The organism is Ohtaekwangia koreensis (genome assembly GCF_900167975.1).
GTDB classification, from domain to species: domain Bacteria; phylum Bacteroidota; class Bacteroidia; order Cytophagales; family Cyclobacteriaceae; genus Ohtaekwangia; species Ohtaekwangia koreensis.
In genome coordinates this window covers 742,751-765,755 of sequence record NZ_FUZU01000003.1, presented here as the reverse complement: position 1 = coordinate 765,755, position 23,005 = coordinate 742,751, and the positions used below count along the sequence as shown (strand labels likewise).

Below are 23,005 nucleotides of genomic sequence, written 5' to 3'. Positions count from 1 at the left end.
TATCTATACACTATAGTCTTTTACTGGGCGCATCCTGCTGTAGTTTGCTGTTTTTGATTCCGTAACCGATGTATATAAAAACACCAATGACTAACCAGATGATTAACCGTAACCAATTGGCAGGACCAAGTGTATAGATGAGTCCGGCACAAACAAGAATCCCAAGGATAGGAACTACCGGCACCCAAGGCGTGCGGAAGGGGCGGGGTATAGCAGGATCTGTTTTGCGTAAAACTATAATACCCAAACAGACCAGTATAAAAGCGAACAACGTCCCAATCACGGTCATGTCAGATATAATGGAAGCGGGAACAAACCCGGCAATAAGTCCTACGAAAATAAAAAATAACAGGTTTGATTTCCATGGTGTTTTAAACCTGGAATGCAGTTGAGAGAATACGTTCGGTACAAGTCCATCTTTTGACATAGAGAAGAATACGCGTGATTGTCCCATAAGCATGACGAGTATAACGGAAGAGAATCCGGCAAGAATAGCAATGGTAATTAATGTCGAGAGCCATCCATAACCTTTCATATAGGTATCGATGACATAGGTAATAGAAGCTTCCTGACCAACGGTTCTGAACTCTTTATAGTTAGCGACACCGGCAAGTACATGTGCAAAGAGAATATAGAGTACTACACAAATCAGCAGCGATAACAATATACCCTTGGGCATATCGCGTTGTGGATTTTTAGATTCCTGTGCAGCGGTGGATACAGCATCAAAACCAATGAAAGCAAAGAACACAACACCGGCTCCGGCAAAGATACCGGTCCATCCAAATTCACCCGACACGTTGGTGGTGTTGACAGGTATATAGGGAGTATAATTATCCGGATTTATATACGACCAGCCAAAGCCGATAAACAGCAATACGATTCCTACTTTAATAATAACGATGATGCTGTTTACCAGTGAAGATCCCTTAACACCTCTGATCAATACAAGGGATAGCAGCAGGATGATGAACATAGCCGGAAGATTTATTATACCCCGCGTCCCTTCCATCGAATATTGAAATGGAGAATGCGAAAACTCATAGGGGATTTGAACATGAAAGACATTGCCCAATAACTTGTTCAAGTATTCTGACCACGATGTAGCGACTTTAGCGGAAGCAACACCATACTCCAATACCAGATCCCATCCGATGATCCAGGCAATCAATTCGCCCATGGTGGCGTACGCATAGGTATAGGCGCTGCCGGCAATCGGAATCATGGAAGCAAACTCTGCGTAACACAAGCCTGCCAGCGCGCAGCCTGTGCCTGCTATGAGGAAGCTTATCGATACAGCAGGCCCCGTATGATTGGCGATCGCTTCGGCTGTGCTGGTAAATAGTCCGGCTCCTATAATGGCTCCTATACCAAGGGCGATGAGGCCCAGGGTGCCGATGGTTCGCTTCAGACCTTTCTCATTGTCGGAAGCCTCGCTTACAAGTTGATTGATGTTTTTCTTGAGCCAGATGTTTGCCATGGACCTTGAACATTTGTGTGATGTCCAAATGTATATAGCCCGGTATCCCACGGTCCACGGGTGTTACAAAGAATAGCAAAATGTAACTCAGAGAAAGGATGTGTAACTGCAGTTACATTAAGTTACAATGGATTTATATACTTGATTTTCAGGCGAATTGATAAACTCCCGTAACAACGTTTCATCAATTTTAATATTCTCGGGAATTATCCGCAGCCTATATTTTCCCTGCCCGATGAATGTAAAAAGATCCTTCCGGTCTAACTTCTGGTCGTCTTCCAGCTTTAATATTTCATTCATGTTATCGATAATCCTGCTGAGGTAAGTCTGATTGTTTATCTCACCACCCAGGCCGATTAGAATACTTTGAGCAGTTTCATTTCCATGTTTTCTTCTGATGGCAAATTTCAGCAGGTTGATATATTGCGTAGTCTTCGAGCCGAATTCAATTGTCGCACCAAATATTTCCTTCGATGGGATCGTGATTTTTATTAGTGACCAGTCCATAAAACTGATCATCATCTCATTTGGTTTGGGAGTACTAGCCAGTTGAATAACCCAGCTGGTTGTCAACACAAGTGTTATCGCGATGAAAGAAGTTTTGGCTGTGATTTTAATCAGGTCTTTTGTGAAATCGTCATACAAATCAGGAAAGACATCGGGGAGTATAGAAACGAATATGAAGACAATAGCAATAACTGAAATTACGGCAACGATTTGTAATCCCCGGTTTGCAAATGTTCTATAGAAAGTAACAATCAGAAGAAACGTTAAAAAGCCGGACAGAATCAGGTCCGGAAGTGCGCTTATTCGCACACCATATATATCATTGTATTCGCCCAGGAGTAACGGTATAATACAGGTAAGAAGAGCCATGATAAAAATAAGTACAACGATTCGATTACTGTTGCTCTTATGCTTATGTATAAACTGCGGGGCATGATCGGCATAGCATAAGGCAAGAAACAGGAAGAGGTCATTTACAATGGAAAATAAATTATTCCCGGTCTTGAAATATAGTGTTTGTGAGAAATTGAATTCATTGCCCAGGTAAGCCCAGCAGCCGGCAACCACCCATACAAAGATCGCTAGACTCAAATACAGCAAACCTTTATCGACACGTTTGGGAGAATTGTCTTCCTGCAGAATTTGTTTGAAACGATCGCTTATATTATACCAAATGGCCAGTAATAAAAGTGCGCCCGTAAATGAAATTAGTATATGCGCGAGTATATGAAATCGTATTACGTCGGTCATTCGAAACAGAGTTTTCGGGTAATACTTTCCATGAGATTAAAAATTAGCATCATCATTGTTCAAAATATAGTATGTAAAAAACGTCCTTCTTGTAAATCTGTTTCGCGTAAGCCCAATATACTATTAATGATGTGGTGTGAAAAGATATATTTTGAAACTTCTCAATTCAATTGCTTTTTAAGAAAACTTATGACTTTACTTCTAACCTCGTCAGCATCGAACATGACTCCAAAATGAGGTGCATCTTTTACGATGATGAGTTCATTCTGAACACCGACAACATTCAACCATGCATTTAATAAGTAAGATTGTTTTGTAGAGACGAGATCATCTTTTTCACCATGAATGATCAGGAATGGCGGATCGTTTTTATCTACATAGGTAATGGGACTGGCCACCTTCGCTAAATCAGGACGAGTCAGTGGGGCTGCACCAATTAATATACCTTCCGGTGATTTTTCGTTGTCGCTGCCCGGGAACAATAGTAAGTCGGTAGGTCCGTAAAAATCAACCACACCTTTGAAGTTAAACGCCTTACTTGTTCCTGGAATGAAAAAAGATTTGATATCATCATTTTTTGATAACCCTAACAATGTAGCCAGATGGCCACCAGCCGAAAAGCCCATCACAGCGAAACGGCTTTTATCAAGACTATATTTATCGGCATTGTCGTACAAAAAAGAAACAGCACGATTACAATCCTGAATCTGAGCTGGGAATACTGCTTGTGTGCTAAAGCGATAGTCAATGGAAGCCAATGCAAAACCACTGTTGACTATTTCAGCAACGGTTTTCTTCATATACCCTATATCTGCGTATTTATCATTACTCAGCCAACCTCCGCCATGTATAAAAATAACCAATGGTAACTTTCCCTTTGCGTTGGCGGGTATATAAATATCCAGCGTGTGCTTGGAAAGATTATCCCCGTTGTAATTGATGTTGCCATGTAAAATGGTGCCTTGCGGAAAAGCATCGATAACCGGGTTGGTTTGACAGGAACCCTGTGTTACTATGACAAACAAGAGAAGGAGGAACTGAAAACTATTTTTCATAAGGCGTTCTGTTTGGAGGTGTTTCTTTTTTAGAGCATCAAGAGTTTCTGATAAGTCGAAGCGTGACGTTGTCTGGTATCATACATCGTAGATCAGATTTATAGTAACGTTAAATATATAGGTCTTTCAACGAAAATACCACCACATAACTGTATATGTGATGGTATTACAAATTATTATTATAAACGGACTACGCGATACAGATAAACCGCATAAGGCTGTATTTCATAACGATTTAATATCCTGAGCCACAATTGTCAGGTCGTTGTTGAGTTGATGGCCTCCACTGGGAATTTCGCGGAAAGTTGCCCAGGGAAGATGTTGCTTATATAGGGCAAAGAGTGCAAAAGGTACCACTTCGTCATCACTGCAGTGGTACATAAAAATTGGAATGTCTTTGGATAACGTATCGGCAAAATCCTTTTTCAGCTTAAGTGCTTCTTTCCAACCTTCATCACCACTCCAGAAAGGCGTAGAGATCAGAAAGACTCCTGATATTTTCTTCTTCACCTCATTTTCAGAAAGGTATTTCAAGAGCATCGAAGCCCCTAAAGAGTGTCCTATTAAAATAATGTCATCAGCGCTATTCGAAATTGCATTGTCGATCTGATTAATCCTTCCGAAATCCGGAACGGGCTCATCGGGCAAGCGTGAATAATGGATAGTATAGTCGTCTCCTATAATGTTCTGTAGTGAATCGACAAGTTTACCATCAGCAGCGTAGTCTTCTTCGCCTCCTCCTCCCTGGAAAAATATAACATGTTTGCGCATATATAGGGTTGTCTATTCTAACGTGATGAATTATATACTAGTAGCGTGGATCAATATCATGTGTTTCTTCAATGTATACTTAAAATTCTATTCCATCACTTGCATAAGTGTCAATAGGAGAGAAGGCGAAAGACAATCACTTTTCTCTTGCCGTTTGTAAAACCATGCATTCAGTAGGCGCTTTGCCAAACTTTTTCTTGAATGAATGTGAAAAATGGGAGAGGCTCTCGAATCCTAAGTCAAGATAAATTGCAGAGGGTTTTTTGTTTTTGTTTTCGATGAGACTTCGTGCTTCCGTTAGTCTTTTTTCTAACAGCCATTGACGAGGTGCCATCCCGAATATTTTTTGGAAGTCGCGCTTGAAACCCGCAAGACTTCTTCCGGTAAGTCCTGCAAATTTTTCAACCGGAAGGTTGTAGTGAAAATGACTGAGCATGAATTCTTGTAAATCGATTTTGTGGGGTTCCGAAAAGTCAAACAATAAATTACGGACTTCGGGTATAACATGCAGCAATAATTTTACACCTTCCTTTACTTTCAAAATACCAATGTCAGCGGTGATGGATTTTGTCGGGTTCCGGATATAGGGTATTACGGATTGAAAATAGCCTTTGAGAAAATCGTTTGACGGAACAAGAATGTTCTGTGGGCCGGTATATTTTTGCTTGATCTCTATTTGTTCTTCCATTGCAATCTTTCTGAGCAGATCTTCCTGAAGGAAAATGACAATAGTTTCATAATGCTCCTCATTGGCCATGGGAGTTTTGGTAAGGGTTCCCAATTGATTTTTGCCAATGAGTAACATCTCACCTTTGCTCATTGAAATTTTCTGCGCGGAAGTTTCCAACGTAAAGTGTCCTGAAACCTGCAACACCAATGTGTTATGTTTGAGAAAGCCGACTTTCTCTTTTCGCATGGTCGAGAGATATGAATAGAAAATAACTCCCGGAATTATTTCTGTTGGATTCGTCATGATGTAAAGTTATAAAACAAGGAGGGGTTTTGTATACCCCCTCCGTTTACCTTTGCAGATATGTACCGCCTAGTATAGATCCCTGAGCGAAATGCGTGTTCAGAACATTCATCTCTTCTGGAGTAATTATGATTTCCATCGCTTTAATATTCTCTGGAAGCCGTGATCTCCGGCTCATGCTTACCAGGGGCATGATGTGATCGCCCTGCGCATTTACCCATGCTATTGCGAGTTGTGTAGGGGTATATCCTTTTTCCTTTGCTATATGTTTTAACACTTCTACTTTTTCCAGGTTCTTAATCAAGTTCTCTCCTTGGAAACGTGAAAAATGATTGTGGTAACCATTGGCAGGAAGAGGTGCTTTCATCTCTCCGGTGAGTAAACCCTCGGCCGTGTTGGCAAAAGCAACGACCCCTATACCCAGCTCTTTCGCAGCAGGAAGGAGATCGCTTTCAATCTGGCGATCGGCCAATGAATAACCAATTTCCAATGCTGTTACGGGATGTATACTGTGAGCCTTACGCAGTTGATCGGCATTTATTTCAGAAACACCAAGGTACCGTACTTTTCCTTCTTTAATCAGGTCGGCTACAGTGCCGATCACATCTTCAACAGGAACACTGTTATCCAATCTGCAGGGCTGGTATAGATCAATGGTGTCAATACCCAAACGTACCAAAGAATAGTTGATAAAGTTCTTAATCGCTATAGGGCGCAGGTCCAATCCGAGCCACTGACCACCATAGAAGATTGCACCAAACTTGACACTGATAAAGGCATCGTCACGTCTGCCTTTAATGGCTTTGCCTACGAGCAACTCGTTGTGGCCGCTGCCGTAAAAGTCCCCGGTATTCAAAAAGTTTATACCGCTGTCCAATGCCATTTGGATGGTGGCTATACTTTCATTTTCGTCATTCGTTGCGCCACCCCAAACGGACGACATGCGCATGCAACCTAAGCCGAGTTTGGATACGAGTGGTCCGTTTTTACCAAGCGCTATCTTTTTAATTGTTGTCATTGCTGTTATTTTTTTAATGATGACACAAAGGTCAGCGCTTGTGCCTATAACAGCTTTCTCTGATGGCTCAATTTACTTGTCTGGATGGCTCATGATTAAAACCGCGGATCATCTCGCTCAGAAATGTAAAACAAGGATAACATACTATAGTACAGTATATATAACGCTGTTGATCAAAATGATGTAGGTGTCTATGAGGTATACGCGAGATAGAATAAAAGCGGTAAATAAACGGCGTATAGTAAATGGTAACCTGCGGGTTATTCACACAGGTTACCCTATATACATGATTACACGCAGGGCATTTATAGTGTCATGCCTGAAGTTGATTCAGCAATAACATTCAGTGTCTGGCTACTGGCAATCTTTATACTCGTAGGTAGTGCTGGCGGTATTGGTCGGTGCACCGTTCTTGTCAAACCCTTTGGCTGTAGATGACACCGGAAAGCCACTCGCATTGTAATTATATACATGTACTGAGGAACCAGTGAGCTCCCATGCGTTACCTTCTGCATTCCCTTCATAATACATGGCCCGTACCACATTGTTTTTATAAACAACATCCGGATAATAGCCAGGAATCAAGGGATGACCTTTCGGACGTGTATCTTTTTTTGCATAGATGGATTGTTTCGTATCATATTCAGATACAGAAGCTGAACTGTTTTTTCCATTGATAAAACGTTCCTGGCGAGTTACCTGTCCATTCGCATCATACTCGAACCTGTATTCTTCCGTATACGCTCCACGCGTCTCAATCCATTTCACAATCAATCCCTTGCTGTTGTATTCAAAAAACGGAGAAGTGGAACTTCCTTTTGCATCGACCTTCGTTATCTTTTGAATAGACTTGCCATTATAGTCGATCGTCATAACCTCGTTGTAGTTGACATTGGTAAATTTTATGAGGTTGCCGTCACTGTTGTATTCATACAGGTAACTGGAGGTGGTCTTCGGACCGCCATTCCATGTATCTTCTGAAGTCGATTTGATCAGACGGTTGTTTTCGTAGGTATATTCGGTGTTGTAGGAACCGAAGCTCGTTGACTTATCGCGCTCCGTGCGGTTTGACTGGCTAACCGTACGGATACGAAATCCCTCGCTGTCGTATTGATAATTGTTAGACCCCGAGTATGAAGCAGTCGTGCCATCACTGTACACGTAGTCGTGCTTTACGGTGAAACCGGTTTCGTTGCCCTGATCATCATAGGCGTAGACGATGTCGGAGGTATTGGTATAGGTCACCGTTGGGCTTTCAGTTCCGCTATAAGTATTCGTATAGTGTATTATGACGCAACCTTCTGCCTGTGAGGAGTCAGCATCGTCATCATCGTCCTTACAGGAATTGATGGTTAACAACGACAGGGCTATCAGCACACACAACGTGTTCTTGCGGATATAGCGATTAAAATAAACTTTACATTCAATACCTTCGGCTTTCATGGGGGATTTTATTTATCTAGCGAAGATATTGTGCCTGGATAAAACTATCCATTACCTTTTTGGGTACCAATGCTTATGATCACTGCGTTATATTATTGAAAGTGCCAGGTATTCTAATCTCTATCAGCCGCGACTATACGTGTTGGTACAGAGTATATTTTCAGAAGGTGATGTGCCCGAAGGCATATCACTAGAATGCGTTATAGGGTATATAAAAGATTCCCCATTTGAATATCGGTTTATATCTCCTATAGTATAATAGTATGGGTCAGAGTACTATATATAGCTAATCGTCCGAAAACATTGCATACAACTTCGGACAGATTTTCTGCTGACTCTCCGCGTCTTCTTCTTCCCAGGTGAATTCCATCTCAGGTTCGCTCCGGTACTTGAAGTTTTCTTCATCAATATAGTCGTAGAGGTCCAGGCCTGTTTTATTTGTAAAAGCAGTCGGAGGCACATACGTCAGCGCTTCGAAGTCGTAGGTATCATTGTTGGTCTCCACAACATCTACCAGTGAATCCGGATTGGCTAGAGCGTTATAGTAAATTTCTTTTCCTGCTGATATTAACCAGAGTCTGAAGTATTCGAAGCCATCGTCAGAGCAGCCGTCATTAATGATATACCCTGCACACCACAATTCAGAGGTATAGGCTTTGTACGTAAAATAATGAGTTCGCAGGTAGAAGCCTACTATTTCTTTAGGCGTTAGTTTTTCTACTTCCTCGATCAGTTGTTCTTCCATTTCGTCCAGGTCTTCGGTAGAGTCTTGTGCCTGTTGGATCATGGCCCAATAACGGTCTTCGTCCAGCATTTCTGCGGTCTTTTCTATTGGGGTATCATTTTTTAGAGGGGATGCCATAGCGATAAGGTTTAGGGTTAGGTAAAAGGTGAAATAGATAACTTTATTGTAAGCAATATATGCGTATACTATATTAAATTAATATATAGTCGTAAAAATAAACGATAAACCTAATTCGCAAAATAGAACCATTATTTTGGCTTGGATTTGGTGCGTTCATGTGGCTTCAACTGCGCGCTCAGTTTAATATAGTCTGCCGTCCATAAGTCGATCCTTTTCAGGTATTATTTTTACGCACTCAAGGCTTATGGCCAAACGTAGATTTATAGTGGTTGTCGGTGCGTCAGCGGGAGGCTCTGTTGCATTGACCGAATTCTTCGACTCGCTTACTCCGGATTTGAAGCACACAATCTTTACATGCAAGATTCCTCACCACAGGGAAAAAATAAAAACAGGTCATATATATGTTGCGCCACCTGATAATCATATGATGGTCAAGATTGTTGGGTTTAATCCGGTGGTGTAAGGTCTGATTTTAAAACCAGTCCCGTTGAGCTATATAGTGTTCGATCGTGTACAACGGTTATTTCCTCAGCACACAATATTAATTTATCCCATGATTTGCATGTGACTTAAGCGTCAGGTTCTGTCCGTATAGGATGAACAGCTCGTTGTATAGTTTAACATAGTTGAAATTCTTTTTCACCGCTATTTTATTCTCAACATCCTTGCATTGATCGCTACCACTACCGTGCTTACACTCATCAGCACTGCGCCCATAGCAGGGCTTAGCATAACTCCGGCATTATATAGTATACCTGCAGCAAGGGGCATAGCCACTATATTATATCCTGTAGCCCATGCCAGGTTCTGAATCATTTTCCTATAGGTTGCTTTCCCGAACAGAATGAGATTAGCAACGTCTCGCGGGTTGCTGTTCACGAGCACTATATCTGAAGTCTCCGCAGCAATATCGGAGCCGGAACCAACGGCAATTCCTACATCGGCTTGGGCAAGGGCAGGTGCATCATTTACACCATCACCAGTCATGGCTACAAATTCACCTTTGCTTTGAAGCTCTTTTATTTTTTCAAGTTTCTGATGAGGAAGAACTTCAGCAATGAATCCATCCATGGCCAACGAATCGCTTACAGTTTTCGCGACTTCTTTATTATCACCAGTGAGAAGAAGTGTCTTAATGTTTTGAGAACGAAGAATCCGGATGGCCTCAGCAGACTCAGGTCGTACTTCATCGGCAAGAGCAACAAATCCTGCGACTTTGTTATTGATCACTATGAAGACAATGGTTTCTGCTTGTGAAGACTTTACATCAACGTCTAATGTATTCTCGCGCAAATAGCCCGGGCTAACAACTTTTATATCTTTTCCATCCACCGTTGCTTCAATGCCTTTGCCTGTGATGGCCTTAAAATTTTCCAATAACATCGGCTTTTGATTGAGCTCTTTCGATTTTCGAATTATACCGGTGGCGATAGGATGCTCTGAGTTTCCTTCAAGCGATGCTGCAAGATTTAGTATTTGTTCTTTGCTATAGATATAGTCTAGCGACTCAAAGCGTACAACGTTAAACTCTCCCCGGGTGAGTGTGCCAGTCTTGTCGAAAACCAGTGTCGAAATTTTTCTGGAGTTTTCGAACGCTGTTCGGTCTTTGATCAACAATCCGCTCTTCGCAGAAATTGCCGTGGACCTGGCAACAACAAGTGGAACAGCAAGACCCAATGCGTGAGGACAACAGATAACGATAACAGTAACCATCCGCTCCATCGCGAATGCGAGATCTTTACCAATCACCAACCAGGTAATGAAAGTAAGTGCACCAGAAACGAGCGCGATGATGGTAAGCCACTTCGCAGCCTGATCTGCAAGAAGCTGCGTTTTTGATTTTGCATCCTGAGCATCCTGTACAAGTTTGATGACCTGCGCGAGGTATGAATCTTTTGTGCCGTGTGTTACTTTAACTTTCAATGATCCTTCACCATTGATGGAACCTGCGATCACTTTATCGCCCTTATCTTTTTCAACCGGCTTCGACTCGCCCGTAAGCATGGACTCGTTCAGAAAACTTTGACCGTCGATGATCTCACCATCCGCTGATATTTTTTCACCGGGCTTGATGAGAATAATATCATTAGCCTTTAGAGTATCAGTTTTAACATCCATCACATGATCTCCATGAACCAGGTGTGCTTCGGCTGGCATTAGCTGGACAAGAAGTTCCAGTTCTTTTGACGCGCTCATGATGGACTTCATTTCGATCCAATGCCCGAGGAGCATAATCAGAATCAGCGTTGCCAGTTCCCAGAAGAAATCCATTCCTTCCAATCCCATAATAATGGCAACACTATAGATATAGGCAACGGTAATTGCTACTGCCACCAACGTCATCATACCCAATGTCTTGGACTTTACTTCGCTCACAAACCCGGTAAGAAAGGGCCAGCCTCCGTAAAAGAAAACCACAGATGAAAGTGCAAGCAAGATATAGTTTGATCCTGCGAATGTCCAATCGACATTCAGCCAATGTTGTATCATAGGCGATAAAGCCATGATGGGGATTGTCAGAATTAACACAACATAGAAACGCTTTTTAAAATCATCAATCATTCCAGCATGATGGGCATGGCCACCACCTGCATGATGGTCGTGTTTTCCTTCCATTGATTTATCAGAAGACATTCCATGATGATCATGCGGTATACTGTGTTCTTTCTTTTTCTCTTTGATCTCTGTTTTCAATGGAACGAGAGTCATGCCGCACTTTGGACATTGACCGGGAGCATCCTTCACAATTTCCGGATGCATTGGACATGTATATTGCTGATGATGATGTTCGTGTGTCATATGCTATAGGTATATGATTTGAGAAATGCAGTTTGATGTATATATCTTTTGGGCGATCCCAATTGCTTGTCATTTCAAAGCAGGAAGGAAATTTGGCTTTCGATCATTACTTGAAATGAAATGTAAAAAGTGAATCGATGTATTCGCCAAGGCATAGCGATACAGGAAGGGAAAGGCTTCCCTTCAAACAGAATGGAAAAATCAGATTAAGAAAACTTGATGCTCGACCGTCAGGTCACAAGATCGCAGAGGCGGATCGTAGTAGTAATATCGAAACTGAGCAATCGGTGAGCCCGGAATAATTTCTGAAACCAGAACCATAGGTTGCTCAACGTCAACAGGAGTGGGCCCCACTATATAAATATGATCAATTGAAGCTTTGAAGTTGTCGCCTTTATGGAAGAACGTTTCATCGGCACAGCACGGTGCTTTCTGATGGCGATGACATGGAGGAAGGCTTTCTTCTTTTTCGCAGCTATCGGCTTTCGTGAACAACGCTACATTCTGAACCTCGCCCATACATATATGGAAACCGACTATAAAGCTGGTGGAAGAAACCAACACAAGGATGGCTAACAATATGGCCGATATGGAACGGATTGTCTGCATCTGATACTTCAAATCTAACGTAATTCCAGGATATAGTATTTATACTTTAAGATTAATGAATTACAAAATTCCTTAAAAAAGCTTATAGCCTATAAGCTTTTGTGTCCAACCATATACCTGGTAAAACATTCTTTATCTGCTGAAGAACTGCTGGTACTTTCTTCGAGAATTTTTAAACGAGTATGAATTTTTAGTTTTTAATATAACATTCGCGAATGGTTCAGGAGCGTCTGGTTATGAGTGGCTATTCATTTTAGTGATGATCGATTTCCTTGGCCTCTTCATTTTTTGAGCTAAAGAAACAATGCAATGCACATCCGTGATTCTTCTCTTTATATCCCGCTTCGACTTTAGCGACTTCTTTTCCGGCTACTTTTACAACGCCATCCGGGTCCGTTGTCACTACATGGCCTTTCATAGATTTATAGGTTCCATCTTTCTGCATTTTGGCAATTACTTTTCCGTTTGCCGTAGTCACGTCACCATGCCCGGCAATCACACCGATAACTTTTCCGGTCTCGTCACATACTTTCCCATTCTTAATAGAGCCGAGTGTTTTACCCTCATCATCAACTACAGTTCCATCTGCCTGAAGGCGCGGATGCATGCCTCTATGCTTTGGTGCCATCTCTCTTTTTTGTTGTGACTCTTGAGCGTTGGCGAATGATAATGCGAATACCATTAGCATGATCATCAGAAGTGTTTTGTTTTTCATGGTTCGTGTGTTTTAAATTAACATAGACCAAAGGTTGGAATATACCACGTCCCTTACGTTGACTTTTCTACAGTCCCGATCATGATTTTTGTTATGATTTTTTAGGAGGTCGAAAACAAAAAGTCCTGTAGCACTTCATTAACTCCCTCCATGGCCTCGAAATTTTTCGGCTTCATGAATGCCCGAAACTTGAGCAACAATTTTTATCTAAGCCTTCAACTTTCGTGTCGGAAGAATATTTGAAAACACGCCAAATTTTAAGGATTAACAATTTTTTCTCGGCCATTAACCCTGTTTTAACCCATAATTTAACCAGTGGTCGTTAACGTTTGCATTCTGATTGCAAACGATGGTGAAAGCAACCCATCAGCAAAGCAAGCAGCTTTTAGCAACTACAATGTTTAACCTAAAAACCATTTCAACCCATGATTAGAACTCTACAATTCTTTTCGTACATCGTTTTGCTGGGGGCATTCATTCTGAGTTCCTGCGACAAAGAAGATGACCCGAGCAGTAGCGGTTCCGGAACAATAACCGGGATTGTTGCAAACAGCGAAGGACAGCCTATAGCTGATGTTACGGTTACCGTGTCTGGTGTTAGTGAAGAAGATAGATCGGTGACAACCGAAGCAGACGGAAAGTATACTTTCGAAGATGTGTCTTTGAAAATACACGCTGTCACGTTTTCAAAAACGGGATGGTTGACCGTCAGCAAAAGCGTAGCGCCCAAAGATTTTAATGCTGAGAAGGTAGCCACAACCACGGTCACGATGGTAAGTGCCTCTGCGGAAATCACAGGGATTATTACAGATGCCGCTGCCGGTGGTGAACCTCTCTCCGGTGTAACGGTAAGTGTAGGTGTTGCCGGAACAGTGACCAGTGGAAATGATGGTAGCTATACCATCGAGAACCTGATCGTTGATAATTATACCGTAACGTTTTCCAAAGCAAACTATATCACCGTTACCAAACAGGTGACACCCGCGGACTTTATTGACGGCATCGTGACGTTAAATGTAGCGGTGGGCAGCCGGGAACTTCTTCGTGGCTTAACAGCCGATCAACTCTCTACTGCCAATAAGTGGTATTATAACGAATATCGTGGCGGACGTAATGCCGATGCATATCCGCATTGGGACTGGGCATGCAACTATATGTCTACGCTTGATTTCTGGGGAGCATGGCAAGAGCAAAATGAAGGCACCACTTTGCAAATCCGTAATGGTGAAGATCAACGCAGCAACCCTGCAGACCTGAATGTTTTCGATTCGTATGTATATGGTCGTAAACTGATCACAGAAGATAATAAAATATTATCGCTGAGAATGCGTACGCACAACGCTGACCCTGCAAGTCCTGCACACTTTGGTGTACAGGTAGTTGATCTTTCTGCAGCAGAGCCGCTCGCTGTAAAAATAGGGGAGAACAAAACGTACGGTTCGGGAGATTATGCTGACTTTGAATTTGACTTAAGCAATTATATAGGCAAAGAGGTTGTCGTTGCTATAGGTATATATCGTCAGGCAACGGGCGACTATTGGAAACAACTTGTTCTTCGCGCGATTCGCTTTGCGGATAAGAAGGTAGTGAACTGGGATTGGCTGCCGGGCACTGAAGTTATTCCAGGATGGAAGCTTACACAGGAGACGGCACGGTCTACCATGCCGCATAATAAAAAATCCTTCACAGGTCTTAGCCCTGTATCGGGCAACCGTGATAACTATGTAGATGCGTATCGCGCATGGCGCAATGTATCTCATGTGGCAGCAGAATGGTCTTTCGTTCCCCTCATAAAAGATCCGGAAGTGTTTCCTTCAGAAGGCTATATTCTCAAAACGCGTAATACTGCTGACGTGAATACAACCATTCCGGAAGCATACCTATATGCAAAATTTGCTGTAGCACCCGGTAGCAATCTGCTAACCTTTACCACACGCAATTTCGGTAGCAACTATACTTACTTCAAACTCACAGCGATTGAAGATGATGGTACCGTGAGCCATATAGCACCTCAATCAAATACTGCACAAGAAGCCAGCGCTGCTGATAACGGTTGCTGGAAGTTTAAGCATGGCAATGGCGGAGCCGGCAATCCGGAAGCCTATGCATCATTCGTGTACGACTTGTCTCCGTTCAACGGTAAAAATGTAACACTCGCTTTTGGTGTATACAACGGAGAGGCTAACACGGGTGAAAACAAACTGGTGTTCCATACAATTAATCTGAAATAAAGAATGAAATATACCATGACACTATTTCGCACAATTACTACGTCTTGTCTTGTTCTGCTAATGGTTATAGCAGCGTGTAGCGACCCTGCGTCAGATGATGGTCCTGTTGATCCTCCGAACGAGGTAAGTCTTTCGGAACAGAACCTTCGCAGGGCCATGGAACTTACAGACAACGCTGTTGCTGCTCACTTCACCGGAGACGGGATGGCAATGGCCCGATACTATAATCCCTATACCAACGTCCGCTCTGAAGAGAAGGGCAGTGTATGGATGTATACCAGCGCGATTGAAGCCGTGAATGCGATCCTTCGTGCGCTCGAAGCACAAAAAGATCACGGCAACGCTGCGCTTTACACTGAACATTTCAACAAGTATTCTGAATTGCTGCACAAGCTATATGAAAATGCAGATTACTATATGGGGACCTTTCAACTGACCTCCTATACCCAAAACAAAGAATGGTCGGTATATGGAGTGAACCGCGGAGGTTCGAAAGGATCTGCACAAGTAGCAGGAATTGAAAATGTATATGATGATCAGATGTGGCTTATCCGCGAATTACTCGAGGCCTATAAACTCACAGATAATGCAGCGTATCTGCAAAAAGCTGAGTACCTAACCGAATATGTACTCGATGGATGGGATTGTACACGTGACGCCAACGGAGCAGAACGTGGTGGCATTACCTGGGGACCCGGTTATGTAACCAAGCATGCTTGCAGCAATGGGCCGGTAGTCAGTCCGTTGGTATGGCTGCATGAGCTATACAAAGACAAAAACGATGAAGTGACCTATAGCTATATAGATGCTGATGATAAGCAGACCCGCAAAACCATGCAGGTAAAGAAAAGCGACTACTACCTGGATTTTGCAAAGAAGATATATAGCTGGCAGAAAAACCAGTTGCTGCGTAACGATGGCGTATATGATGATATGAGAGGAGGCTGCTCTCCGGGTAACCCTCAAACGGAAACTATCAATGGAACGCTGTATCGCAGAGGTACTACGTGTCAGGATCGTGTCGGCCCTGCGATTACCTACAACAGCGGCTCCATGCTTTCCGGTGGCGCTGATTTATTCCGGGTAACGGGCGACAATATATACCTGGAGGATGTAAGCAAATTGTCGGATGCCAGTTTCCAATATTTCGCAAAACTCGGACAGACTAAAGAAGGCTACTATACATACGATATCAGCGGTTTCAGAAACTGGTTTGATGGAGTATTGATGCGTGGATATGTAGATGTATATCCGGCATATGGAACTACGGCTAACTATATAAATTCTTTTCAGAAGAACCTTGACTACGCGTACACCAACTTCCTGTACAAAGGTTTTCTCCCGACAAACTTATTGGTAGGCTGGAACCGTGATAATGGTAAGAACAACACAGAAGGCATGTTCAACTTTGCCTTTGCTACTGAGTATGCTGTGTTGGCGCAATATGAACTTGAAAAATGAAATAAGTCATCTAGCATATGCAGAATATATACAAGCAACTATTTAAAAAACTGATAAAGCATTCCGTGTACGGAATCATTTTTCAGTGTGTTGTTTTCGCTCCCGTCATTTCGTTCGGAGCATTGCAACAGGAGATGAGAGTAACCGGTACGGTAACATCGGCTGACGATGGAACTTCCTTGCCAGGGGTGAACGTAATCATTAAGGGTACAACGAATGGAACGACAACCGATGCTGATGGAAAGTATTCGATAGCGGTTCCGGACGGAAATGCTATACTGGTTTTTTCATTTATAGGATACACAACGCAGGAGCTATCGGTCGCTTCTCAATCTGTCGTTGATGTAGTCTTGGCTGCAGATGTACACCAACTTGGTGAAGTTGTGGTGGTGGGTTATGGTACACAACAAAAAGTTACCTTGACCGGAGCGGTAACGAGCATCAAAGGTGAAGAGATGCTTCGCACCAAAAGTGAAAATCCACAGAACATGCTCACCGGTAGAGTAGCCGGTGTTCGTGTATGGCAAAAAAGCTCTGAGCCGGGTAGCTTCAACAACGTATTTGATATACGCGGATATCTCGGAAATCCATTGGTGGTGATCGATGGTATACCTCGTTCGATGTCTGATTTTCAACGCCTCAACCCGAGTGACATCGAAGATATATCGGTGTTGAAGGATGCTTCGGCAGCGATCTATGGTGTGCGCGCTGCGAATGGTGTTGTGCTGGTTACTACCAAAAAAGGAACACAAGGAAAAACATCCATCACTTACAACGGTTCCTATACACTACAGAAACCATCAGGGATGCCGAAGCTTGCTGATCCATATCAGACGATGACTATATATAATGAGAAGTCGATGAATAATATCAATGGCGGGAGCATTATATATGACCAAGAAGATTTCGAAGCTTTCCGGAGCGGAGCACGCAGGTCTACAGATTGGAATTCATTGCTGATCTCAGACTTTGCTCCACAAACACAGCATGACTTAAGCATTACCGGTGGTAACGACAAAACACAATACTATATAGGCGGTGGCTATCTTTTTCAGGAAGGGATTTTCAAGTCAGGCGATTTGAACTATCGTAAGTATAACTTGCGTACAAACATTACTACGGAGCTTGTTCAGGGATTAACATTCAATGTCAACCTCAGCGGATTTTCGGATCAGACAAATGCACCCCTCGCAAGCTCAGTAGACATTATTCGGAATTACTGGGCGCAAGGTGTATTGTTTCCTGCATATGCCGATCCTGAAAATACAATGTTGAACTATGAGGGATTGAATCTCGAAACGAATACAGTGGCCATGATGACCTCGGATGTATCAGGCTATAGGAAGTATAATCAGAAAAACTTCCAGTCTTCGTTCTCTCTCAATTTTGATTTTGCCACGGTGTCAGACGACCTCGAAGGTTTATCTGCAAAAGCGCTCATCAGCTACGACTATCGTAACGATGACAACACGGCTTTCCGTAGAGAGTATTATCAATATACCTATAACACCTTGACTAATTCGTATGATTCAAAATTATACAACGCAAGTTCACCCAATCAGCTGGCCCGCACCATGTATGCCAAGCAGCAATTGCTCGGGCAATTCTTACTGAACTATAACCGTACATTCGGTGATCATAAAGTAGTAGGATTCCTTGGTCTGGAAAGTCAGAAGAGAAAAGGAGATAACTTCTATGCGCAGCGCAACCTCGCATTCGCGATGGACTATCTTTTGGGTGGTGTGAATCAAGCGCAGGTGAGTGGTATGTACTCAGGTGATAATGATCTCTATGAGATTGCCAATGCCGCGATGTTCGGAAGAGCAAACTATACTTATGCTGATAAATATATAGCGGAGTTTCAATTCCGTTATGATGGCTCTTCTAAATTTGTTAAAGACAACCAGTGGGGCTTCTTCCCATCCGGATCAATAGGCTGGCGTATATCGGAAGAATCGTTCTTCAAGTCGGCTTCATTTCTGTCGTTTGTGGATCAGTTCAAACTGCGCGCAAGCTATGGTGTAACGGCGGATGATGACGCATTGAAGTACGACTGGTACCCTGGCTATCAATACCCGGCCACAAGTGGTAATTCAGAAAATGGTTATTACAATCAATACGCTCCCGGCTATATGTTCGGAGGTGAATTTGTAAATGGTGTGTCGTTGATTGTACCGAATGAAAAGATCACCTGGTGGGAAGCGCGCACCCTCGATGTAGGGGTAGACTTTGAGGGATGGAATGGTCTCTTTGGTTTGTCACTCGACTATTTTGATCGCCGCAGGGAAGGACTTTTTGCCAACCGTTCGGGAGATGTACCTACTGTAGTGGGTACAGGTGCTCCCAGAGAAAACCTGAACAGCGATCGTCAATTCGGTATAGATCTCGAACTCTCACATCGTAACAGTATAGGAGAGCTTTCCTATACTGTAAAAGCAATTGGTACTATTACACGCAGAAAGCATTTGGTTGCCGTGGAAAAAGGACCGTGGGGAAATTCGTATGACCGCTGGCGCAACGATAACCTGAACAACCGCTATCAGGGCGTACAGTTCGGGTATGAATCTGCAGGACGCTATACGAACTGGGAGGACATCTGGTCGTATCCTATATATAAAGATCGGGATATATTACCCGGAGACTATAAATATGAAGACTGGAATGGTGATGGTGAAATCAACGCTCAGGATGAGCATCCGTATGCCTACGATCAAACACCTTGGTTGAATTTTAGTTTGGCCTATAACTGTACCTATAAAAGTTTTGACCTGAGCTTCCTCTTCCAGGGAACGGCCATGGGCTCGATGCAATATAAAGAACCACTATATGCTATATGGGGAACAAACGGAGGTGGTACACTGGAACAATATACAGATCGCTGGCACCCCGTAGATCCGCAGGCGGATCCTTACAATCCGGAAACGGAATGGGCGGGAGGCTACTATGGATATACCGGAAGATATGCGCGCGAGAATTCTGAATTCAACCGTGTCAGTACAGCATACCTCCGTCTGAAGAGCATCGAACTCGGCTATACATTGCCGAAAAAGAACAAGGTGCTCTCGGCTATGAATCTGCGTGTGTTTGCCAATGCCTATAACATGTTCACGATAACAGGAGTGAAGTTTGTTGACCCCGAACATCCGGACGATGATCTCGGAAGGTTGTATCCACTCAACAAAACATATACAATAGGCGTTTCCGCCAGATTTTAAAAATCTATACTGAGAAACTACGAGTTATAAAATTGAAGTATATAAATATGAAAAGTATATATATAACACTCCTGATCGGCCTATTAACCTTCTCAGGTTGCGCAGATCTGGATATACCGCCTCCAAATGTCGTGGGCGATGAAACGCTTTTTACAAATGAATCCGGTATGAAAGTTTACATGGCCCGGATGTATAGCAGAATGCCATTTGAGGATTTCAAATATATGGCACAATGGGGCTTCGAATACAATGGATGGCTGGGCGCCATGGGTATAGAAGGTACCGGGGAAGCACTGAACCGCGATGGAATATGCTCAGCCTTCACAGGTGAGAGAACACCTTATTGGACAGAAGCGTTTGTGTTGCTGCGCGATGCAAACTACCTGATCGAAACCTTGCCTGATTACCAAAGTAATTTTCCAGAGGTTACGTACAACCATTATTTAGGTGAAGCCTATTTTGTGCGGGCTACCGTATTCTATGCCATGGCAAAACGCTTTGGTGGTGTGCCATTGGTAACAAAAGTTATACGTTATCCTGCTGATGAGGATGAGCTCGAAGTACCACGCGCAACTGAAGAAGCTACATGGGACCAGGTGCTTGCAGATTACGATCAGGCAATTGCGTTACTTCAACCGAACAGTCCTGAGAGAGGATACTCGAATAAATATGTAGCGTTGTCATTTAAATCCGAAGCGATGCTATATGCAGGCAGTGTAGCAAAGTATAATGAGACGGTTACCGGGAGACTCACCGGACTAGGACAGAAAACCGGTGTGCGTGTTATGGGATTTTCTGCAGAGTCGGCACAAAGCGCTTCGAGAAAATATTTCAAGGAAGCATATATAGCGGCCCGCGAAGTGATCAGCAGTGGCCGGTACTCGCTCTATAAAAAGAGATGGGCATCAGGCGATGCGAATGCACAATATCAGAATATGGTGGACATGTTTAGTGACCTGACGAGCCCGGAGAATATATATGTAAAAGAATACGGGTACCCAACATTCACACACGGTTATGATGCGTATAGTGCACCGTTTATTTTTAAAGCACCACTCGCATCCGGCACCTGCCCAACGCTTGATTTCCTCGAGTTGTTTGATGGATTCGATCGCTATTCCGATGGTACTATCAAAGTTACCACGGGTTCTACGAATACAGACGGAACTTACCTGATGTACGATTCACCTATGGACTTCTTCGAAAATGCAGAGCCGCGTCTCCGCGCGTATGTAATTTTCCCTGGGGATGTATTCAAAGGAAAAGAAATCGAAATCCGCGCAGGAGTATATACCGGGCCTGTACCCGTAAGTCCGTTCTTCAACAACTATACGTATGCATCTGCTGAAACACGGTATCAGAATTTGTCAGCGCATACGCAAGGATCAAAGACACTATATCTTAGTCCGAGAGAAGGAAATGGTCAGGAGATCGTTTCATATGAAGGCACAAACATGACGGCTGCCGGTGCTAACGGTCCATTCTACGATAATGGAGAAAGCTGTCTCACCGGACTATATGGACGCAAATGGTTAAACCCCGATCCTTCTTTTGAAGCAGGTGAAGGTAAATCTGCGCAGCCTTTTATTTTGATGCGCTATGCCGAAGTGTTATTGAACGCAGCAGAAGCAGCAGTAGAATTACGATTGGCGGGCGAAGCTTCTCCCGATGGATCGGATCTGCTACAAGTAGCGACAGCAGCAGTAAACGAAATTCGTGAAAGGGCAGGAGCAACAGCATTAGTCGGAGGTATATCAGCAGATGTAGCAGGACGTAACATGGTTCGGAAAGAGCGCCGCAAGGAACTTGCACTCGAACATAAAACAAAGTGGGATCTGCGCAGATGGAGAGTACAACACTATGAAGAACGCGATGGCTTCTGGGGTGAGTATAGAGAGAAAGATGCTTTCAGTAACAACGCACGCTATCGCTTTCGCGGACTATATCCATTCTTCTCCACGCAAAGTGGCAAGTACTTCTTCGATGCACGGTTCCAATGGGTGAGCCTGAAGACGTTCGAGTATAATATAGTGGATTACTACTTTGCTATACCCGGTGGTGAAGTATCAAAGAGTCCGGTGATTGATCAACAACCGAACCGGTAATGAATAACGATTTATTGGACCATTAAGAAATTATAGAAGATGAAAAAGATATCATTTTATATACCCGTGATAGCGCTGTTTTCTTTCACTTCATGCAGTCTATTTGAGATGGACAACGCGGAGGCTCCAGCAGAAACGTTGCAAGGTGAAGTGGTAGATATAGAAACAGGCGAACCGGTACTAACAGACCAGGGCAGCGAAGGTATACGTGTGCGTTTAACCGAAGACAGCTGGGGCGAGAATGCAACTCCGAATGCCGACTTCTTTTGTATGCCGGATGGGAAATTTCAGAATACAAAACTATTTCCGGGAACGTATCACATTCGTATTGACGGACCCTTCATTCCGCTCATGCGCGAAGACGAGCGTGGTGTTCCGCTTGCAGATGAATCTCAGGTAGTAGCGATCAACGGCGTCACGAAAGTGAAGTTCGAAGTACAGCCGTTTCTCAAAGTAGAATGGGTGGGGGAACCTGAAGTCATCAATGGTAAAGTAAAAGCGAAAGTGCGTGTTACACGTGCCGTATCAGAAGAAGTATTTCGGAGTAAGATCGAACCCATGGGCGGCTATAGCAACAGTTTCCAGAACGTTACTGATATTCAGTTGTTTGTTAGTTACTCTTCGTCTGTAGGGTATCGCGCACGCGATGAGCGTTGGTCGAATAAGATCGAATATACCGGATCGGCATTCAATTCATTGTTGGGAGAAACCATCACGATTGAATCTACCGGTACTATTCCTGCCGGCAGAGTGGTCTTTATTCGGGCTGCTGCACGGATCAACTACGATACACCAAAAGGCAGCGGAACGAGAAGATGGAATTATAACGACCCCGTACAACTGTTGATTCCTTAAGATATAGAGTTAGGTTTGGAGTCACCTTGTAATGAGGTGGCTTTAATCCAACCTTTCCGAAATGGAAGATGTTTATCCTTATCATAGCATGCGTATAGTCATGCCGTTGATAATAAGCATCTTCCTGGCGGAAAGGATTTTTTGTTTTATTAT

Annotated in this window: 17 protein-coding genes; 6 read left to right on the top strand and 11 right to left on the bottom strand. The window is 43.2% G+C overall.

Translation table 11 applies throughout. The annotated features are described in order from the left end of the window. Nucleotides 1-10: 10 nt before the first annotated feature. The 8 genes from B5Y40_RS22360 to B5Y40_RS22325 form a co-directional block, all read right to left on the bottom strand. Nucleotides 11-1,480, bottom strand: a complete 1,470-nt coding sequence (locus B5Y40_RS22360; protein WP_079689058.1) for an amino acid permease — start codon at nt 1,478-1,480, stop codon at nt 11-13. A 117-nt stretch (nt 1,481-1,597) separates the two neighbouring features. Continuing rightward, nucleotides 1,598-2,737 (bottom strand): hypothetical protein, encoded by a 1,140-nt coding sequence (locus B5Y40_RS22355; RefSeq protein ID WP_079689057.1) that lies wholly within the window; start codon nt 2,735-2,737, stop codon nt 1,598-1,600. Between the two features lie 161 nt (nt 2,738-2,898). After that, the gene (locus B5Y40_RS22350; RefSeq protein WP_079689056.1) at nt 2,899-3,792 is read right to left on the bottom strand and encodes an alpha/beta hydrolase; all 894 of its coding nucleotides are present in this window, start codon (nt 3,790-3,792) and stop codon (nt 2,899-2,901) included. 225 nt (nt 3,793-4,017) lie between these two features. Then, nucleotides 4,018-4,563 (bottom strand): alpha/beta hydrolase, encoded by a 546-nt coding sequence (locus B5Y40_RS22345; protein WP_079689055.1) that lies wholly within the window; start codon nt 4,561-4,563, stop codon nt 4,018-4,020. A gap of 136 nt (nt 4,564-4,699) precedes the next feature. Further along, complete coding sequence (locus B5Y40_RS22340) at nt 4,700-5,536, bottom strand: helix-turn-helix domain-containing protein (RefSeq protein ID WP_079689054.1); 837 nt, start codon at nt 5,534-5,536, stop codon at nt 4,700-4,702. Between the two features lie 46 nt (nt 5,537-5,582). After that, nucleotides 5,583-6,554, bottom strand: a complete 972-nt coding sequence (locus tag B5Y40_RS22335) for an aldo/keto reductase (protein WP_079689053.1) — start codon at nt 6,552-6,554, stop codon at nt 5,583-5,585. 354 nt (nt 6,555-6,908) lie between these two features. After that, nucleotides 6,909-7,997, bottom strand: coding sequence for a hypothetical protein (locus B5Y40_RS22330; RefSeq protein WP_079689052.1), 1,089 nt, complete (start codon nt 7,995-7,997; stop codon nt 6,909-6,911). Between the two features lie 286 nt (nt 7,998-8,283). Beyond that, nucleotides 8,284-8,859 (bottom strand): DUF4240 domain-containing protein, encoded by a 576-nt coding sequence (locus B5Y40_RS22325; protein WP_079689051.1) that lies wholly within the window; start codon nt 8,857-8,859, stop codon nt 8,284-8,286. Between the two features lie 247 nt (nt 8,860-9,106). Here B5Y40_RS22325 and B5Y40_RS22320 point away from each other — a divergent pair, with 247 nt between their 5' ends. Next, nucleotides 9,107-9,325, top strand: a complete 219-nt coding sequence (locus B5Y40_RS22320) for a hypothetical protein (protein ID WP_079689050.1) — start codon at nt 9,107-9,109, stop codon at nt 9,323-9,325. 182 nt (nt 9,326-9,507) lie between these two features. Here the strand turns inward: B5Y40_RS22320 and B5Y40_RS22315 are convergent, their stop codons facing one another. The 3 genes from B5Y40_RS22315 to B5Y40_RS22305 all read right to left on the bottom strand — a co-directional run bounded on the left by B5Y40_RS22315 (nt 9,508) and on the right by B5Y40_RS22305 (nt 12,985). Beyond that, the gene (locus B5Y40_RS22315) at nt 9,508-11,661 is read right to left on the bottom strand and encodes a copper-translocating P-type ATPase (protein WP_245840709.1); all 2,154 of its coding nucleotides are present in this window, start codon (nt 11,659-11,661) and stop codon (nt 9,508-9,510) included. A 201-nt stretch (nt 11,662-11,862) separates the two neighbouring features. Then, a complete protein-coding gene (locus B5Y40_RS30180; protein ID WP_449580020.1) occupies nt 11,863-12,270 on the bottom strand; it encodes an HYC_CC_PP family protein in 408 nt (135 codons plus the stop codon). A 253-nt stretch (nt 12,271-12,523) separates the two neighbouring features. Further along, complete coding sequence (locus B5Y40_RS22305; protein WP_079689047.1) at nt 12,524-12,985, bottom strand: 5-fold beta-flower protein; 462 nt, start codon at nt 12,983-12,985, stop codon at nt 12,524-12,526. 425 nt (nt 12,986-13,410) lie between these two features. Here B5Y40_RS22305 and B5Y40_RS22300 point away from each other — a divergent pair, with 425 nt between their 5' ends. From B5Y40_RS22300 to B5Y40_RS22280, 5 genes are all read left to right on the top strand, one after another. Continuing rightward, the gene (locus tag B5Y40_RS22300; protein ID WP_079689046.1) at nt 13,411-15,216 is read left to right on the top strand and encodes a carboxypeptidase-like regulatory domain-containing protein; all 1,806 of its coding nucleotides are present in this window, start codon (nt 13,411-13,413) and stop codon (nt 15,214-15,216) included. A gap of 15 nt (nt 15,217-15,231) precedes the next feature. Continuing rightward, on the top strand, nt 15,232-16,677 hold the full coding sequence (locus B5Y40_RS22295; protein ID WP_079689304.1) for a glycoside hydrolase family 76 protein: 1,446 nt from the start codon (nt 15,232-15,234) through the stop codon (nt 16,675-16,677). A 65-nt stretch (nt 16,678-16,742) separates the two neighbouring features. Further along, nucleotides 16,743-19,892, top strand: coding sequence for a SusC/RagA family TonB-linked outer membrane protein (locus B5Y40_RS22290; RefSeq protein ID WP_245840706.1), 3,150 nt, complete (start codon nt 16,743-16,745; stop codon nt 19,890-19,892). A 47-nt stretch (nt 19,893-19,939) separates the two neighbouring features. After that, the gene (locus B5Y40_RS22285) at nt 19,940-21,997 is read left to right on the top strand and encodes a RagB/SusD family nutrient uptake outer membrane protein (protein ID WP_079689044.1); all 2,058 of its coding nucleotides are present in this window, start codon (nt 19,940-19,942) and stop codon (nt 21,995-21,997) included. A gap of 39 nt (nt 21,998-22,036) precedes the next feature. Continuing rightward, nucleotides 22,037-22,852: a DUF3823 domain-containing protein gene (locus B5Y40_RS22280; protein WP_079689043.1), complete on the top strand. Its 816-nt coding sequence runs from the start codon at nt 22,037-22,039 to the stop codon at nt 22,850-22,852. Nucleotides 22,853-23,005 lie beyond the last annotated feature (153 nt).